Origin of the sequence: Pseudomonas sp. MPB23, assembly GCF_046605395.1 — a bacterium.
Lineage (GTDB): Bacteria > Pseudomonadota > Gammaproteobacteria > Pseudomonadales > Pseudomonadaceae > Aquipseudomonas.
In genome coordinates this window covers 5,041,169-5,056,911 of record NZ_CP176771.1, presented here as the reverse complement: position 1 = coordinate 5,056,911, position 15,743 = coordinate 5,041,169, and the positions used below count along the sequence as shown (strand labels likewise).

14 protein-coding genes are annotated in these 15,743 nt (G+C 64.8%); 3 read left to right on the top strand and 11 right to left on the bottom strand.

From position 1 onward, the window contains the following. Positions 1-50: 50 nt before the first annotated feature. The 9 genes from folD to ACLH0J_RS22715 all read right to left on the bottom strand — a co-directional run bounded on the left by folD (position 51) and on the right by ACLH0J_RS22715 (position 11,010). Positions 51-995, bottom strand: a complete 945-nt coding sequence (gene folD, locus ACLH0J_RS22755; protein ID WP_411389135.1) for a bifunctional methylenetetrahydrofolate dehydrogenase/methenyltetrahydrofolate cyclohydrolase FolD — start codon at positions 993-995, stop codon at positions 51-53. A gap of 63 nt (positions 996-1,058) precedes the next feature. Beyond that, the gene (locus ACLH0J_RS22750) at positions 1,059-2,738 is read right to left on the bottom strand and encodes an APC family permease (RefSeq protein ID WP_411389134.1); all 1,680 of its coding nucleotides are present in this window, start codon (positions 2,736-2,738) and stop codon (positions 1,059-1,061) included. Positions 2,739-2,842: 104 nt separating this feature from the next. Then, positions 2,843-5,152, bottom strand: coding sequence for a DUF1989 domain-containing protein (locus ACLH0J_RS22745; RefSeq protein WP_411389133.1), 2,310 nt, complete (start codon positions 5,150-5,152; stop codon positions 2,843-2,845). A 13-nt stretch (positions 5,153-5,165) separates the two neighbouring features. Beyond that, on the bottom strand, positions 5,166-6,533 hold the full coding sequence (locus ACLH0J_RS22740; protein WP_411389132.1) for an NAD(P)-binding domain-containing protein: 1,368 nt from the start codon (positions 6,531-6,533) through the stop codon (positions 5,166-5,168). A gap of 20 nt (positions 6,534-6,553) precedes the next feature. Beyond that, positions 6,554-7,420, bottom strand: a complete 867-nt coding sequence (gene purU, locus ACLH0J_RS22735) for a formyltetrahydrofolate deformylase (RefSeq protein WP_411389131.1) — start codon at positions 7,418-7,420, stop codon at positions 6,554-6,556. A 31-nt stretch (positions 7,421-7,451) separates the two neighbouring features. Further along, positions 7,452-8,582, bottom strand: coding sequence for an aminomethyltransferase family protein (locus ACLH0J_RS22730; protein WP_411389130.1), 1,131 nt, complete (start codon positions 8,580-8,582; stop codon positions 7,452-7,454). Between the two features lie 27 nt (positions 8,583-8,609). Further along, on the bottom strand, positions 8,610-9,626 hold the full coding sequence (locus ACLH0J_RS22725) for a heme-dependent oxidative N-demethylase family protein (RefSeq protein WP_411389129.1): 1,017 nt from the start codon (positions 9,624-9,626) through the stop codon (positions 8,610-8,612). Between the two features lie 11 nt (positions 9,627-9,637). Continuing rightward, a complete protein-coding gene (locus ACLH0J_RS22720; protein ID WP_411389128.1) occupies positions 9,638-10,567 on the bottom strand; it encodes a PDR/VanB family oxidoreductase in 930 nt (309 codons plus the stop codon). After that, a complete protein-coding gene (locus ACLH0J_RS22715; RefSeq protein ID WP_411389127.1) occupies positions 10,564-11,010 on the bottom strand; it encodes a dimethylamine monooxygenase subunit DmmA family protein in 447 nt (148 codons plus the stop codon). Before ACLH0J_RS22715 ends, ACLH0J_RS22720 begins: the two co-directional genes overlap by 4 nt. A gap of 182 nt (positions 11,011-11,192) precedes the next feature. Between ACLH0J_RS22715 and ACLH0J_RS22710 the strand changes: the two genes are divergently transcribed. Genes ACLH0J_RS22710 through ACLH0J_RS22700 form a run of 3 tightly spaced genes read left to right on the top strand, consistent with a single transcriptional unit; the run spans position 11,193 to position 13,677 of the window. Further along, positions 11,193-12,305: a sensor histidine kinase gene (locus ACLH0J_RS22710; protein ID WP_411389126.1), complete on the top strand. Its 1,113-nt coding sequence runs from the start codon at positions 11,193-11,195 to the stop codon at positions 12,303-12,305. Continuing rightward, positions 12,274-12,933 carry a response regulator gene (locus ACLH0J_RS22705; protein ID WP_042947310.1) on the top strand — a complete coding sequence of 220 codons (660 nt, stop codon included), beginning with the start codon at positions 12,274-12,276 and terminating at the stop codon, positions 12,931-12,933. Before ACLH0J_RS22710 ends, ACLH0J_RS22705 begins: the two co-directional genes overlap by 32 nt. Then, on the top strand, positions 12,934-13,677 hold the full coding sequence (locus ACLH0J_RS22700; RefSeq protein WP_411389125.1) for a PAS domain-containing protein: 744 nt from the start codon (positions 12,934-12,936) through the stop codon (positions 13,675-13,677). An 83-nt stretch (positions 13,678-13,760) separates the two neighbouring features. Here ACLH0J_RS22700 and ACLH0J_RS22695 read toward each other — a convergent pair whose 3' ends face one another. Both ACLH0J_RS22695 and ACLH0J_RS22690 read right to left on the bottom strand, forming a co-directional pair. Further along, positions 13,761-14,915 (bottom strand): ABC transporter ATP-binding protein, encoded by a 1,155-nt coding sequence (locus ACLH0J_RS22695; RefSeq protein WP_411389124.1) that lies wholly within the window; start codon positions 14,913-14,915, stop codon positions 13,761-13,763. 17 nt (positions 14,916-14,932) lie between these two features. Then, positions 14,933-15,742 (bottom strand): ABC transporter permease, encoded by an 810-nt coding sequence (locus ACLH0J_RS22690; RefSeq protein WP_411389123.1) that lies wholly within the window; start codon positions 15,740-15,742, stop codon positions 14,933-14,935. Between the last annotated feature and the right edge of the window lies 1 nt (position 15,743).

Sequence of the window (15,743 nt, the reverse complement as noted above, 5' to 3'; positions counted from 1 at the left end):
TGGGAGGGGCGGTGCGACGCTTCGACTTGCCCCCGATGGCGCCGGATCAGTCAGTTTGTTTGTAGCTGACCCACTGCAATCGGGGGCAAGCCCCCTCCCACATTTGTCTTGCTGCGCTGCAACTGGCTGGCCACCAGGGTGTTTTTCAGCAGGTAGGCAATGGTCATCGGCCCCACACCTCCTGGCACCGGCGTAATCGCGCTGGCCACGGTGCGGGCGCTGGCGTAGTCCACGTCGCCCACCAACCGCGTACCGGTCTCGGTATTGATGCGGTTGATCCCTACGTCGATCACCACCGCGCCAGGCTTGAGCCAACTGGCATCGATCAACTGCGGGCGGCCCACGGCGGCGACGACGATGTCGGCCAAACGGCACAACGCCGGTGCATCGACACTGCGCGAGTGCACCACGCTGACCGAGCAGTTGGCCTGCAACAGCAGGGTCGCCATCGGTTTGCCGACGATGTTCGAGCGACCGATCACCACCGCGTGCAAGCCACTCAAGTCGCCGCAGGTTTCATGCAGCAGGCGCATGCAGCCGCTGGGCGTGCAGGGTGTGAGCACCTCGATGCCTTGCACCAGGCCGCCGACGTTCTCGCGGTGGAAACCGTCCACATCCTTGATCGGGTCAATCGCATGGATCACCGCCGCCTCGTCGATGTGCGCCGGCAGCGGCAACTGCACCAGCACGCCGTTGACCGACGCGTCGGCGTTCAACTCGGCCAGCAGGTCGAGCACTTGCGCCTGGCTGGCATCAGCCGGCAGACGGTATTCAAGGGAGCGGATCCCGACTTCCTTGGCCCGTAGCAGTTTGTTGCGCACATACACTTCGCTGGCCGGGTCGTTGCCCACCAGCACCACGGCCAGGGCCGGGAAGATATGTTGGGCGGCAAGCAGCAGGACTTCTTCGCGAACCTCGTCAAGCACCAGGGCAGAAATGGCCTTGCCGTCGATATCGCGGGCAAGGGGGGGGCGTGTGCTGGTCAAAAGCGTCACCGTTGTCTGGAAAAATAAGGGAGCTGAGGGATAAATCCCTCAGCGGTAGGCAGCCCAGGGCAATCAGGCTACCAGTTGATGGCAGGCATACACCACCAGCACGCCGGCGATCAGCGTGGCGTAGGGCAGCCAGCCGGCGCGGCGTTGGCCGTCATCGTCCTGGATATGCAGGTCACTGAGCATGGCGGCGGGGAAGCGGCCTTTGTCCTGCACATAGTGGCGGTAGCAGAACACCGGCAGGATCAGCAGCGCCAGCAGCAAGCCGGTGACCAGCGTGCCCGCGCCCCAGATATCCGCACCCAGGCCCATGCAGGCCAGGTTGACGAAACTCAGCACCCCGCCGGCCGCGAGCAGCACGGTGGGGGCTTTGTACGGGCGTACCCAGTCGGGGCGGTCGAGGCGATGGATCCAGCCGGCGTTGAGGTTGAGGAAGTTGAAGATGATGTAGCTGACGTTGGACGCCGCCAGCACGAACACATAGTCCGACATCAGCAACAACAGCAGGTTGAACGACAGGTCAGTCCACATCGCCGCCGTGGGCGCGCCGTGTTCGTTGGTGCGTCCCAGGTACTTGGGCAGCCAGCCGTCCACCGACGCCTGGTACAAGGTGCGCGACGAGCCGGACATCGAGGTCATGATCGCCAGCAATGTAGCGAGCACCAGCATGATCAGCACGATATTGGCGACCACCTTGCCGCCGCCGATGCTGTCGGCCATCACCTGGCCAACGCCCATGCCGCTGTAGATCGCCGGCGACAGCAGGCCGCTGTACACCGCCGGAGTCACCACCGCGCCGCTGGCGTCGAGCACCGCCGGGGTCACCAGTTGGCCGAGTCCGAGGCTGCCTTGAAACGCCAGGGGCACCAGGGTGAATACCAGGATGCACAACAGGCCGGCGTAGAAGATCGCCTTGAAGGTGTCACGCTTGGGGTCCTTGAACTCACGGGTGTAACACACCGCCGTTTCGAACCCGTAGGTGGACCACGCGGCCATGAACAGCCCGCCGGCCATCAGCGACCAGCCGGAGATATCCCACGGGCCGTCGATGACTTGCCCGGCCGCGTCATGGGCCAGCGGGAACAGCGGCAGGAAGTTGGCCTGGGCCGCATCCCCGGTGAACAACGGCACCACGCCCACCAGCAACAGCGGAATCAGCGAGGTGACGCCCAGCACCAGGGTCAGTCGCGCCGAGCGCAGGATGCCGCCATGCTGCACGGCAAACACCGTGAGCAGAATCAACAGGCCGATGGCGAAGGTGGCGTTGATGCGCAACGACAGGCCGGTCTTGACCCAACCCAGGTCGAGCAGGGTCAGTTGCCAGGTGTTGATCAGCGCGTCGGCGGGAAACAGCGCGGTGAGGATATACCCCGCCGCCAGCCCCGAGCCGATGGACAGCACCGGCGACCAGGCCAGCCAGTTGCACCACACCGACACCGGCGCGATCAACTTGCTGTAGCGCACCCAGGCCACCGCGCCGTACACCGAGGCGCCGCCGGACTTGTGCGGGAACAGTCCGGCGATCTCGGCGTAGGTGAAGGCCTGGATAAACCCGAACAGGATCGACACGATCCACACGATCCAGGCCGGTTTGCCCACCGTGGCGGCAATCGCGCCGATGGAGAACAGCACCAGCGCGGGCACTCCACTGGCGACCCAGAATGCACCGCGCCAATCGATCTTGCGGTGCAGGCTGCCCACTGATCTGGCAGCCTGCGGTACAGCCTCGAACGTCGTTGCTTCCATCTTCGTATTCCCATGTCTGAATTAGAGCGGGACCCGTAGGAGCCGCTTGCCGGCGAGCTCCCAAAGGTGCGGGTGTGGGCAGTCAAAAGTGAGCAAGACGTCGATCAGCTACGCACGCGGCTCTTGTCCGGGTCATAGAAAATCGCTGCGCTGACCGTGGCGCTGATGCGCTTCTGCAGGCCATCGACTTTGCCAATCTCAAGCAGGGTGCCGGGCTCGGCGCAGCTCACGTCCACCCGGCACAGCGCGATATTGCTGGCCAGCAACGGTGAGCGGCAGGCACTGGTGATGACCCCGACCTGGGCCCGGCCGTGGTACACCGGGTCGCCATGGTGCACAGCCTCGTTGCCGCTCAGTTGCAGGCCGACCAGCTTGTGGCTGGGATGGGCGCTGCGCCGCAACAGGGCATCGCGCCCGATAAAGTCATCGGTCTTGCTCTTGAGTGGCACGCTGAAGCCGATGCCAGCCTCGAACGGATCGGTCTGGTCGCTGAACTCGTAGCCGGCAAAAATCAGCCCGGCTTCGATGCGCAGCAGGTCCAGGGCTTCCAGGCCCAGGGGCACCAGGCCCAGGGGTTGGCCGAGTTGCCAGATGCGGTCCCACACCTGTTCGGCGTCTTCGGGCTGGCACCACACCTCGAAGCCCAGTTCGCCGGTGTAGCCGGTGCGCGAAATCATCAGCGGGCAGCCCTCGAAGCTGTCCAGCCGCCCGACCAGGAAGCGGAACCAGCCGAGGCTGTCCACGCCCGGTTGGGTGGGCGGCGTCCAGACCATCTGCTGGAGCAGCTCGCGACTGCGTGGCCCTTGCACCGCGAGGTTGTGAATCTGCTCGCTGGCGGACTTGACCCACACCTTCATCCCCAGTTTTTGCGCCTGCTCGCGCAGCCATACGCCGGCGTAGTCTTCGCCGCAGATCCAGCGGAAGTTGTCCGGGCCCAGGCGCAACAGGGTGCCGTCGTCGAGCATGCCGCCGTGTTCGTGGCACATCGCCGAATAGACCACTTGCCCCACCGCCAGGCGCCGCACGTCGCGGGTCAGGCAGTATTGCAACAGGGCTTCGGCGTCGGGGCCGATGATCTCGAATTTGCGCAGGGCGGTCAGGTCCATCACCGCCACGCGTTCGCGGCAACCGAGGTATTCCTCGGTGGCGCCATAACCGTCGTAGCGCAATGGCAGCCACCAGTTGCGGTACTCGGTGAAGCTGCCGGTGAGGGCGCTGGTGCGTGAGTGGAACGCGGTCTCACGGGTCAGTATCGGGTCGGCATCGGCCGTGGTTCGAGTGCTCATGGCGATGGAAAAACGCTCCTTCTCGCTGTAGATACGGACATGGATGTCGGTCGGGTTCCAGCCATTGGCCGGGTCGATGTCATCCGGGCACGAGGTACTGCCGCACACAAGCTCGGTCATGGCCCGCAGCAGCACGTAGTCGCCGGGCCGCGACCACGGCTCATCCAGGGTCATCTGCTGGTGTGCATCAATGCCGGTGTTGAAGAAGAAATTGATCGCCGGCCAACCGTTGCGCGCCTGTACGCCGTAGGGGGCGAGTACGCGGTTGAGGTTGTCGCTGCAGTTGTCGTGCCCGAAATAGCCATGGGATTCGTAGTAACGCGCCGCGCACGCCAGGGCGAAGGCGTCGTGGCGCCCGACGGTGTCCTGCACCACCTCCAGCATCGGGTGCATCTGGCGGTCGAAAAACTTCGAGAACAGCCCCGGCGCCGGGTAGGCGCTGCCGTTCAGCGTGCGCGTCACGGTCTGGTCCAGGTCCAGCTCCACGCCGCGATCCAGGGCGCGGCGGTCGAGGGCGACGAAGTCCGAGCACTGGCGCCCGGCGACGTCCAGTACCTGCACGTACTGGCCCTTGGCGACGGTGTAACTGTGGGCCGTGCCCGCGCGCACGGTGAACTCGTCCAGCACCTCGCCCAACGGCTCGGGCAGGGCCGGCACCAGCAATGGCGACGGGTTGGCGCGGGTCACCAACAGGCGCAGTTCGCTGGGCCGGTATTGCCGGTCGACGGCGGTGGGCCCGGCGGGGGCGGCGACGATCGCCAGCAGGCGGTCATGGGCGACGAACTGCCGGGTGTGGCCGGGCGGGCTGTCGTCGTCCCACAGCACGGCGGCCAGCGGCAATGCCTGGGTGTCGATGCCGCGCCGCGCGAGCACCTGGCCGATGCGCGAGGGCACGCGGCAGGCACTCGAGCCACTCAGGCCCCAGCTCGTCAGGGCGCTGCGGCCGCTGGCGTCGAGGGCCAGCAGTTTGCAGGTCTGCCGGCCTTCGAGGTCGATCACCTGCAGGCCGTCGCCGGGCTGCAGGTCGACCAGGGTCACACCGCCGGCGGCCACGCGGTAGCGTTCCAGGTTCGGCGCCCGGGCGAACAGCCCGGGTTCTCGCGGGTGGGAAACACGCGGCGCATTCATCATGGCCACCCGCTCAGCCGACTGACTTGATGGGCGTCACCGGCTCGCCCAGGTACGCCGCCATCGAGTCGTCCAGAGCCTGCAGCCACGGGGTGTGGTGCGGTGGCGACTGGGTGCCGGTCATCAGCGAGCGGTAGGACTTGTCGCGATAGCCCATGATGTTTTCCGCCTTGTCGTGTTTCCAGTGCAGAAAGGTCTCGTTGACGGCGGCGATGTCAAAGTTCGGGTAGTCGGTAGCATCCACCAAGTGCTGGATGTAGGCGCCCTGGAACTCGAACATTTCCTGGTTGGTTTCCAGGGTCAGTTCCCGTGCCTGCCATTGCTGGCTGTCGGCGATCATCTCGGCCTGGCTGGGCAGTTGGATGCGCCCGAGGATCACATCGCGGACATACCAGGCCTGGGCGTCGAACATGTTGAACGAGTACCACTGGTCCTGCATGCCGAGGTAAATCATCCGCGGATTGGGTTCCCAGAACACGCCTTTGTAGAGGTTCATCGGCCACAGACGGTTGTCGGTCCTGAGGCACAGTTCATCCGGCAGGAACGGGAAGTGGTGCTTGTAGCCGGTGCACAGGATCACCGCGTCGACGTGCTTGCTACTGCCGTCGGCAAAGAACGCGCGGTTGTTTTCCAGGCGCTGCAGCAGCGGTTTTTCTTCCCAGTTGTCCGGCCAGGCGTAGGCCATGGGCGCGGTGCGGTAGCAACTGGTGATGCTGCGCGCGCCGTATTTGTAGCATTGCGAGCCGATGTCCTCGGCCGAATAACTGCTGCCGACGATCAGCAGGTCCTTGTCCTTGAATTCCAGCGCCTCGCGAAAGTCGTGGGCATGCAGGATGCGGCCGGCGAACTGCTCGAAGCCCTCGAAGTACGGGACCTTGGGCGTGGAGAAGTGGCCGCAGGCGTTGATCACGTAGTCGAATTCTTCACAGGTCATGGTGTCGTGGGTGTAGTCGTGGGCGTACAGGGTGAAGCGCTGGGTCTGTTCGTCGAAGGTGACCTGGCGCACCACATTGTTGAAGCGGATGTAATCGCGCACACCGGCCTTTTCCACGCGGCCCTTGATGTAGTCCCACAGCACCTCGCGGGGCGGGTAGGAGGCGATGGGCCGGCCGAAATGTTCTTCGAAGGTGTAGTCGGCGAACTCCAGGCATTCCTTGGGGCCGTTGGACCACAGGTAGCGGTACATGCTGCCGTGCACCGGCTCGCCGTTTTCATCCAGGCCGGTGCGCCAGGTGTAGTTCCACATACCGCCCCAGTCCTGCTGCTTCTCGAAGCACACCAGTTCGGGAATGTCGGCGCCCTTGTCGCGGGCCGACTGGAAGGCGCGAAGTTGGGCCAGGCCGCATGGGCCGGCGCCGATGATTGCTACACGTAGAGTCATGAGCGTGCTTCCTGAGGGTTTCAGCGAAAGATCACTGTCTTGTCGTGGTTGATGAACACCCGGTGTTCCAGGTGGTATTTCAGGGCTTTGGACAGTGCGACGGTTTCGGTATCGCGGCCGATGGCGACCAGGGAATCGGGCAGGTGGGTATGGTCGACGCGCTGGATTTCCTGCTCGATGATCGGGCCCTCGTCGAGGTCGCTGGTGACGTAGTGGGCCGTGGCGCCGATCAGTTTCACGCCACGGTCATAGGCCTGGTGGTAGGGCTTGGCGCCTTTGAAACCGGGCAGGAACGAGTGGTGAATGTTGATCGCCCGCCCCGAGAGTTGCTGGCACAGGCCGTCGGACAGGATCTGCATGTAACGTGCGAGCACCACCAGGTCGGTCTGGGTGTCTTCGACGATGCGCATCAGTTCGGCTTCCTGGCTGGCCTTGGTGTCCTTGGTGATCGGCAGGTAGATGAAGCGGATGCCTTCACGCTCTGCCATCGCCCGCAGGTCCAGGTGGTTGGAGACCACGGCGGTGATGGTCATGTCCATCTCGCCTTTGCGGTGGCGGTAGAGCAGGTCGGTGAGGCAATGGTCGAACTTGCTGACCATCAGCAGCACGCGGGTCGGCTGGCGTGAGCTGAACAACTGCCAGTGCATGTCGAAGCCGCCGGCGAGTTCGCCCAGGCCTTTGCGCACGTCGGCGATATCGCCGTTGACGCCCTTGTTGAAGCGGAACACCGCGCGCATGAAAAACTGGCCGGTGAACTCGTCGTCGAATTGCGCCAGTTCGCTGATGTAGCACTGCTGCCGGGCCAGGCAGGCACTGATCGCGGCGACGATCCCGGACGCGGCCGGGCAGGTGATCTTGAGAATGTAATGTTCGCTTGAGGCGTCCATTGAAGGCTCCTGAATAAGAGGGAAGGCAGGCTCAGCCCTTGGCCGTGCGTTTGGTTTTTTCCGGGTCGTCGAAGGGCAGTGCGTGGGTGGTGGCGGCGCCTTCGAGGCTGCCGCGCACCTGCAACGCAATGCCGGGGACGGAACAGGCGACATTCATGCGCGCCAGGGCCATCGAGCGTTTGCTCAGGCGCGAATACATGCCGCAGGTGATCACGCCGACTTGCTGATTACCCTGCCACAAGGTGTCGCCGGCCTCGGCCGCGCGCACGCCGTCGAGCAGCACGCCGGTGATCTTGAAGCGCTCCTGGCCGCGCAGGCGCAGGTGTTCCTCGGCGCCACGGAACGCTTGTTTGCCGGGCGATACGGTGAAGTCCAGGCCCATTTCCCACAGGGTGTCGCCGGCCTTCTGGTCGGCGAAGGGATACATCTGCGAGTTGTCGTAGGGGAAAAACATCAGCGAGCTTTCCACCCGCAGCCAGTCCAGGGCGGTGAAGGCGCAGGGGATAATCCCCAGGCTCGCGCCCTGTTCGAGAATGCTGTCCCACAGGAACGGGGCGTCGGCGGCCTTGCAGAAAATCTCGTAGCCGCGCTCGCCGGTGTAGCCGGTGCGGGAGATCATCACCGGGCGCTCGAACAGGCGCGTTTGCAGGTGATGGAAGTACGGCAGCTGGCGGATGCCGGGCACGTGCTCGGCGAGAAAATCCACCGCCAGCGGGCCCTGCAGCGACAGGTCGTGCAGGTCGTCATCGAACAGCACCGCCACTTGGCGGCCCTGGGCCGAGCGCACGAGCATTTCATGCCCGGTGCCGGCGCCATGCACCACCATGAACGCGTTGGGCCCGGTGCGGTAGACGATGCAGTCGTCGACGAATTTGCCGTCCTCGTCGAGCATCGACGCATACACCGATTTGCCCGGATAGAGCTTGGCGATGTCGCGGGTGGTAGCCCACTGCAACAGGCTTTCGGCGTGCGGGCCGACGTAGTGGACTTTTTTCAGGCCCGAGACGTCCATCAGGCCGGCGCGGGTGCGGATCGCTTCGTGGTGGTCGGCCAGCGCGCTGCTGTAGGTCCAGGCGGTGCCCATGCCGTTCCAGTCTTCGAGGTTCGAGCCGAGCGCGCGGTGCCGCTCGGCCAATGCAGAAATACGCCAGGAGTGGGTCATGTGAGGTTCCTTGTCGAGAGAAGAAGGTCAGGCAAGTGGATCGAACTGGCTCAGCCACGCCACCAGGGTCTGTCGATAGCGGGTCATGCCCTTGTAGTCGGCGATGGCATCGGGCAGGTCGCGCAGCACGCGGTGCAGGCGGCAGCCCCAGCCGGGGTGGGTGACCAGTTCGTCGAGGCTGATCAGGTAGGTGCGAATGCTGAACATCACCGCATTGCTGCGCGGCAGGCGCGCCATCACTTGCAGCTCGACCCGCAGGTGCACTTGTTGGCCGACGTTCTGTGCGGTGATCCGCCCGCGATCGGCGCCCCATTGGTGGAAGGTTTCCGGCGACGAATCCAGGCGCGGGTTGATGGTCAGGGTCCAGTTCAGGCGCCGCACCGGCTGGCCGGCCTGCAGGTTGAGCAGGTACTTCAGCGCACGGTCGAACACGCCCATCTGGTTGGCCATGGGCACCGGTGCGTGCCACTGCTTGAAACTCATGCCGGCGTCGAACGCCAGGGACCAGTCGGCCGGGCTGGTGACGATGCCGGCGTCCATGTACAGGTCGTCGTCGCGCTGGTCGAGCAGGGCGAAATCCCCCTGCACCTGGCGGCCGATATATTCCAGCGGTGCGTAGGGCAGGGTGGTGGCATCGCCGAAGACAAAGCGCTGGTCGATCGGCAGCAGGTGATTGCGCCAGTGCCAGCGGTCGCCGTCGCGCTCCAGGCTGAACCACTGTGGGTAGTCGGCGGCGAGGTTTTCCATGAGCATTTGCAGCGCGTCCCAGGCTGCCGCTTGCATGTGCGGCATCGCCAGATAGCGGCGCGGGTCGTTGTCCAGGATCAGCGCACGTTCGGCCATTTCCGAGCGGTAGTGCTCGTCGATGTCGAAGGCATGCTCGTAGACGGAACCCGGGTCGCGGGCGGTGGCCGGTTCGATGTTCACCGAATACCGGTAGTTGTCCTCGATGAACGGGAAGGGGAAGCGACGGATTGCCGCCGGGCTGTTGCGAAAGCTGAAGTCGTCGCGATAGCTCAGCACAGGGCTCGATTGCAGGGGCATGGCACTCACTCCTATAGGTCCAGCGAAACGCAGGGGCCGGTGCCGCGCGAGACGCAGGGCATCAGAAATTCGGCCTGCTCGGCCGGGCTGAGGAAACTGTCGCGGTGTTCGATGGCGCCGCCGTGGTGGCGCGTCATGCACTGGCCGCAGACCCCGCCACGGCACAGGTTGGGCACTTGCAAGCCGGCGTGTTCCAGGGCTTCGAGCAGGCTTTGCTCGGCCTCGACATGCAGGTGCCGGTCACTGCGCACCAGGTGCAGGTCGAACGGTTGGCCCGGCTGCGCGCCTTTGAAGGCTTCCGAATGCACGCGCTTGAGCGGCCAGCCGAGGCGCGCGGCGTGTTGCTCGACCGCTTCGAGCAAGGCTTGCGGGCCGCAGGTGTAGACGTGGCTGCCCAGCGGGCGGTTGGCGAGGATGCGGTTCAGGTCCGGGCGCTGCGCGTAGACATGCAGACGCGGGCCGAGGCGCTGTTGCAGCTCATCGAGGTAGGCATCGCTGAGGCCCGGCCGGAACAGGTAATGCAGTTCGAAATCGGCCTGCTGCTGTTCCATCGCGGCGATATAGGCCATGAACGGCGTGATGCCAATGCCGGCGGCGATCAATATGTGCAAGCGTGCGGTGCCATGGGGCGCGAACAGATTGGCCGGCGGCGAAATCTGCAAGGTGTCGCCGACCTGCACCTGCTGATGCAGGTACTGCGAACCGCCGCGCGATGCGTCCTGCAGGCGCACGGCGATGCGGTAGTCGCGGGTGTTCGCCGGGTCGCCGGTCAGCGAGTAGGCGTTGCGCACTGTGCCCTCGGCCAGCGGCAGATGCACCTGGACGTGGCTGCCGGGCGAGAAAGCGGGCAGGGCGCCGTCGCAGGCGCTGAGGGTGAACTCGCGCACCACCGGCGTGAGCATTCTGGCCGCACTGACTCGGACCTTGAGGGCGGCGCTCATGGCTGGAACCCCGCGTAAGGCTGGTCGGGATTGCTGCACACGCCGAGGTAAGCCCCCAGGCGCCGGGAAAAATGCGTGCGTACTTCCAGCCCGACGTTGCAGCCGATGCAATTCAACACGGGCTCCGAGCCTGCGGTCTGGGTCAGCCCGCAATGGGCGCAATACACCTGGCGCAAACCGGGCATCGTGCAGGTCACGCTGATCTCGTCGTCGTCCAGGCCGGCGGCGCGGGCCTCAGCGTGAATGCGCCAGACAAAGGCTTCATCGCCCAGCAGATAGAGCCGACAGCCCACCGTGGCGTTGGCCAAGGCGTGTTGCAGGCGCCGGGCAAAGTCGGGCTGTTCGCCGTTCAGCAGCAACGGGTTGTCCAGTTCGGTGACCACCTCTGTGGGGGCGGTTGCCGATTGCATCACCACGATGGGGCGGTTGTGGGTGTGCGTCATGCGGGCTCTCCAAGGTGCGTTTTGTTTCCTGTTGGGAGAGATACTTTCCTATGAGGAAAATCTTCTCAATCTGGAAAAAGGGCTATGCCTTTGGAGATAAGCCTTGCCGCACCCGCGTTCGGGGCATGGAAGTTGCTGGTCTTGGGTTAACGCTCAGCAACGGGACGGGGAGTTATCGAAGAGTGCTAACACGACCGAAGGGCTGGCCGCTCTGGTTGGGGCCTGTGCGCCCCGAACAGGCGCGTAGCGTGCGCAGGCTGCTGGCCGGCTTGCCCCTGCACGCTGACGGTGCCTTGTCGGGTTTTCTGGACCGTTTCGATGCACTGCTGCCCGCTGCCCGGCTGAATCTGATCCTCGGCGGCGAAGACCTGGGCCCGACGCGGCGTGGCTTGATCGAGGGCTGCCAGGACGTGGCGCGCTGCCCCTGGCGCGACGCGAGCGCGACGGACACGCCCCAGGCTTGTCGGCCATGCTGGCAACGGGGCGTGCACCGATTGGTGTGCGCCTTGCCCGAGGGCGAAAAGGGCGCGTTGCTGCTCGATACGCCGAGGCGCGCCGGCGCGAGTTGGCGCCAGTTGCTGGAGGAAGCGGCGTACGCGGTGGGGGTCGCCGTGCGTCTGCGCAGCGACCAGCGTGAGCAACAGCGCCGACAGGCGACGTCGCGCCACGGCGCCCTGGCCCGCGAGCTGCACGATTCGGTGGCGCAGCAGTTGGGCTACCTGGCGTTCCAGGCCCACGGGCTGCAATCACAGCTAGGCGCGCCGGCCCTGCAAGACCTCTGCGCCGGCCTGAGCCAGTTGCAACGCCAGGTGCGCGAGCTGATTACCAGTGCGCGCCTGACCATGGACGGACGCTCGCTGCGTCAGGCCCTGGCCGATTCCGTCGCGGAGTTTTCGCGGCGCTGCATCATTGTGTTTGAGCTGGACAACCGCCTGGCTGACGACGCTCTGAGCCCGGAAACCGAATTGCAGATCCTGCAGATCGTGCGCGAGGCCCTGGCCAACGCGGTGCGTCACTCCCACGCGCGGCATGTGCGCATCGAACTGCGCCAGACCCAGGACGGCGAGGCCTCGGTGTCGGTGGAGGACGATGGCATCGGCCTGAGCCCGGCGTGCGATGAGCACAACCATTTCGGCCTGGCGATTATCCGCGAGCGCGCCGCCAGCATCGGCGCGCGCCTGAGCATTGAAGCGATCCGCCCGCACGGGGTGCGTGTGCACCTCGGCCTGCGCCGCCACCACGACCTGCCACAAGGGAGTCTCGATGGACTGCACGACCTTATTACTGATCGATGATCACCCGCTGTTTCGCAAGGGCCTGGCGCAGTTGTTCGACGCCAGCGACGACTTCGAGGTGGTGGGGCAGGCGGCCAGTGGCCGGGAAGGCATCAACCTGGCCGTGAGCCTGACGCCGCAGCAGGTGTTGCTGGATCTGCACATGCCGGGCCTCAGCGGTCTGCAAGTGCTGGACGAACTGCGCCAGTTGCGCCTGGACTGCCAGGTGGTGGTGCTCACGGCCTCGATGGACCGCGCCGAATTGCTCACTGCCTTGCGCCTGGGCGCCAGCGGTTACGTGCTCAAGGAAACCGAACCCGACGCGCTGCTGGCGTATATGCGCAACTGCCACAAGGGCGCAATCGTGCTGGATTCAACGCTGATCGCCTTGCTCGCCGACCAGGCCGAGCCCACGCAGCCGGGCGAAGCGCCGGGCGGCGACCACCTCACCGAGCGCGAAGGCCAGACCCTGGCGCTGATCGCCGCCGGCATGAGCAATAAACAGATCGGCAGGGAACTGGGGATCAGCGACGGCACGGTGAAAATCTACGTGCGCAGCCTGTTGCAGAAACTCGGCCTGCATTCGCGCCTGGAGCTGGCGGCCTGGGTGCACAGCGGCGCGTTGCTCAAACACGAGGAGCGTCATTAGATGAGGGAAAGCCCCGAAGCCTGGGTACAGACACCGCCCGCGCACCTGATGGATTATTTTCCCGCGGCCTTGCTGCACCTGCGCGACAGCGGCCAGATTGCCCACTTCAACCTGGCCTGGGCCGAGTTGATGGGACCGCCGGGCGCCGAGCGCAATGTCGTCGATTACGTGCACCAGGAAGACCGCCCGCTGTGGCGCCAGGCCTTGCATGAACTGCGCCGGCGCCCCGAGACCTCGTTCAACCAGCGCCTGCGTTTCGTGCACCCGTGCGGCGAGCTGCGCTGGTTCGAGGTCAGCCTCAAGCGCGGCCCGCAGGGTTTCTACCTGGTGGCCGGGGATATCACCGTGCACAAACGCCGCGAAATCGCCCTGCAGGCCAGCCAGCGCAGCAGCATGAGTTTGCTCGACAGCATGCCGGGCCTGATCTATCGCGGCCGCAACAACCGCGACTGGACCATGGAATTCGTCAGCGCCGGCTGCCTGCAATTGACCGGCTACCCCGCCGAGCGTCTGGTGGACAACCATGAGTTCACCTACAACAGCCTGATCCTGGCCGAAGACGCCGACTACGTGTGGCGCGAGGTGCAATATGCGTTGTCGCGGCAGGAACCGTTCGAACTCAATTACCAGATCCGTTGCGCCGACCAGTCGATCAAGCACGTGTGGGAGAAGGGCGTGGGGATCTATGCCGACACCTGCGAGGTGCTGGGCATCGAGGGCGCGATTTTCGAGCGCAGGCTCTAACCGCTAAACACTGTTCAAAGCCCCCACTTCAAAGGCCCCTACACACAAAGCCCTCTCACAAGGCTTGCTGTCACAAGGCTGACTCAATGGGCGCCGGCGGCTTTGTTCAGATCGCTTTCGGCCCATTCGGTGTACACGCAGGCATCCGCCGTGGCCCAGCGTACGCGCACCGGGTCGCCGGTCTTGAGCGGCATGCCGGCGGCGGACAGCGCCTTGACCGTCATTGAGGTGCCCCCCAGGGTTTTTACGCTGCAGGTCTGGCTTTCGCCGAGGAACAGCACTTCGCCGACAATCGCCGACACTTCGTTCCAACCGGCCGCCAATGGCTGTTCGGCGGCTTGTTCGACGCTCAGCGCCAGGGCTTTTTCCGGGCGCACCATCAGCAATACATCCTGCTCGCTGCACAGCCCGCTGGTCAGGCGGATCGACAGCGATTGCCCCTCGAACGACGCCGCCGCATTGCCCTGGGCCTTGAGCTTGAGGAAGTTGGAGTTGCCCAGGAACGAGGCGACGAATGCATTCGGCGGGTTCTGGTACAGGTCGAAACCGCTGCCCAGGCCGACGATCTTGCCGTGACTGAAAATCGCGATGCGCTGGGACAGGCGCATGGCTTCTTCCTGGTCGTGGGTCACGTAGACGATGGTGATGCCCAGGCGCCGATGCAACTGGCGCAGTTCGTCCTGCAAGTCTTCACGCAGTTTCTTGTCGAGGGCGCCGAGGGGTTCGTCCATCAGCAGGATGCGTGGTTCGTACACCAACGCCCGGGCGATGGCGACGCGCTGTTGCTGGCCGCCGGACAGTTGCGACGGGCGGCGATGGGCGAATTGTTCCAATTGCACCAGCTTGAGCATGGCGTCGACACGCTTCTCGCGTTCGGCGCTGGCCAGTTTGCGGATCGCCAGGGGAAAGGCGATGTTGTCGCGTACCGACAGGTGCGGGAACAGCGAGTAACGCTGGAACACCATGCCAATGTCGCGCTTGTGCGGCGGTACATTGACCAGCGACTGACCGCCCACCAGGATCTCGCCGCTGCTCGGCGTTTCAAAGCCGGCGAGCATCGACAGGGTGGTGCTTTTGCCCGAGCCGCTGGAGCCGAGGAAGGTGAGGAACTCGCCGTCCTTGATGTCCAGCGAGATGTTGTCCACGGCGGCGAATTCGCCATAGAACTTGTTCAGGTTGCGCAGGCTGACCAGGGTTTGGCCAGGGTTTTGCGCGGCATCTTGGATCACTGCACTCATGTCTTGCTCCTCGGCGCTCAAGCGCGGGTTTCTGTGCGCCGGCGAACGGCGGCGGCAATCACCATGACCAGTACCGACAGGCCGATCAGCAGCGTCGAGGCGACGGCGATCACAGGCGTCAGGTCCTGGCGCAGGGTGGTCCACATTTTCACGGGAAGGGTTTGCAGGGTCGGGCTGGCCATCATCACGCTGAGCACCACTTCGTCCCACGAGACGAGAAAGGCGAACAGCGCACCGGCCACCATTCCCGGGCGGATCGCCGGGAAGGTCACCTTGAACACCGCCTGCAGGCGCGAGGCGCCGCAGATCACCGCCGCGTCTTCAATCGACTGGTCGAACAGCTTCAGCGAGTTGATGATCGAGATGATGGTGAACGGCAGCGCGACGATCACATGGCTGACCACAAAGGCGAACATCGTGCCGGTGTAGCCGAGCTTGAGGAACAGCGCGTAGACCGCCACGGCGATGATCACCAGCGGCACGATCATCGGCAGGGTGAACAGGCCGTAGAGCATCTCGCGACCGGGGAAACGCCCGCGCACCAGGGCAAACGCGGTGGGCAGGCCCAGCGCCACGGCGAACACGGTGGTCAGCACCGCGACCTTGAGGCTGGCCATCGCCGCGTTCATCCAGTCGGCGTTGGAGAAGAACTGGCCGTACCATTTCAGCGTCCAGCCCGGCGGTGGGAACACCAGCCATTGGGACGAACCGAACGACAGCAGCACGATAAATACGATCGGCAGCAGCAGGAACAAACCAATCAAACCGGTGGTGGTGTAGAGGCCCAAGCGCATCCTGCGGCTCATGGCATTGGGGGTCAGGAGCATG

Excerpts from the sequence above, each read along its gene's own strand:
- ACLH0J_RS22725 (WP_411389129.1), bottom strand. The coding sequence starts at position 9,626 with ATGCCCCTGCAATCGAGCCCTGTGCTGAGCTATCGCGACGACTTCAGC.
- ACLH0J_RS22695 (WP_411389124.1), bottom strand. The coding sequence starts at position 14,915 with ATGAGTGCAGTGATCCAAGATGCCGCGCAAAACCCTGGCCAAACCCTG.
- ACLH0J_RS22750 (WP_411389134.1), bottom strand. The coding sequence starts at position 2,738 with ATGGAAGCAACGACGTTCGAGGCTGTACCGCAGGCTGCCAGATCAGTG.
- ACLH0J_RS22740 (WP_411389132.1), bottom strand. The coding sequence starts at position 6,533 with ATGACTCTACGTGTAGCAATCATCGGCGCCGGCCCATGCGGCCTGGCC.
- ACLH0J_RS22705 (WP_042947310.1), top strand. The coding sequence starts at position 12,274 with ATGGACTGCACGACCTTATTACTGATCGATGATCACCCGCTGTTTCGC.
- ACLH0J_RS22720 (WP_411389128.1), bottom strand. The coding sequence starts at position 10,567 with ATGAGCGCCGCCCTCAAGGTCCGAGTCAGTGCGGCCAGAATGCTCACG.
- ACLH0J_RS22700 (WP_411389125.1), top strand. The coding sequence starts at position 12,934 with ATGAGGGAAAGCCCCGAAGCCTGGGTACAGACACCGCCCGCGCACCTG.
- purU (WP_411389131.1), bottom strand. The coding sequence starts at position 7,420 with ATGGACGCCTCAAGCGAACATTACATTCTCAAGATCACCTGCCCGGCC.
- ACLH0J_RS22730 (WP_411389130.1), bottom strand. The coding sequence starts at position 8,582 with ATGACCCACTCCTGGCGTATTTCTGCATTGGCCGAGCGGCACCGCGCG.
- ACLH0J_RS22745 (WP_411389133.1), bottom strand. The coding sequence starts at position 5,152 with ATGAATGCGCCGCGTGTTTCCCACCCGCGAGAACCCGGGCTGTTCGCC.
- ACLH0J_RS22690 (WP_411389123.1), bottom strand. The coding sequence starts at position 15,742 with ATGCTCCTGACCCCCAATGCCATGAGCCGCAGGATGCGCTTGGGCCTC.
- ACLH0J_RS22715 (WP_411389127.1), bottom strand. The coding sequence starts at position 11,010 with ATGACGCACACCCACAACCGCCCCATCGTGGTGATGCAATCGGCAACC.